This is a genomic window from Lactobacillus sp. UMNPBX1 (assembly GCF_002554085.1).
Lineage (GTDB): Bacteria > Bacillota > Bacilli > Lactobacillales > Lactobacillaceae > Lactobacillus > Lactobacillus crispatus.
In genome coordinates this window covers 1-659 of the sequence record NZ_PCZI01000056.1, presented here as the reverse complement: position 1 = coordinate 659, position 659 = coordinate 1, and the positions used below count along the sequence as shown (strand labels likewise).

At 30.5% G+C, this 659-nt stretch carries 1 protein-coding gene; it reads right to left on the bottom strand.

From position 1 onward, the window contains the following. Nucleotides 1–97: 97 nt before the first annotated feature. The coding region (locus CP352_RS10745; protein ID WP_098034951.1) for a ribulose-phosphate 3-epimerase at nt 98–659 on the bottom strand (562 nt) is incomplete at its 5' end.

Genomic DNA, 659 nt, shown 5'->3' with positions numbered 1-659 from the left:
CTCCATTAAATTGATGAGATTAGAATACCTGAAAAATGAAGGCTAAAACAGATACCCGGTTATTTGACGCTTACGATTGATCTTAGAGAGAGGGAAATTATTCAATAACTGATTTTAATTCTCTTATTTGATTACTGATTGATTTTTGGTTGTAAATATAAGAGCCAGCTACAAAGATATCAGCACCTGCATTTTTAGCAATTCTAACGGTCTCGTTGTTAATACCTCCATCAACTTCAATTGGAATGTAAGTATTATGTTGAATGATTAAAGTTTTAGCTTGTTTGATACGATCTGATGAATCGCTTTGGAATTTTTGACCACCAAATCCTGGTGTTACTGTCATTAATAATAGCTGATCGATTGAATTTAAATACGGTGCTATAGTCGACACGGGAGTAGATGGTTTTAAAACAATTCCAGATTTTATATGACTTTGTTTTAACAATTTTATCCATTTAGAAGTATTATCTTTAGAGACTTCAATATGAAATTCTAATAAGTCACAACCGGTTTTAACAAATAACGGTATCATTTGTTCTAGGTTATTACTCATTAAATGGATTTCAATTTGAATATTTGGAAATTCATGCTTTAAATCTTTGAGACTGTCAAGAAGTTTGTGTAAATAATCTCTCTCGTTGATTGACTTTTTTATT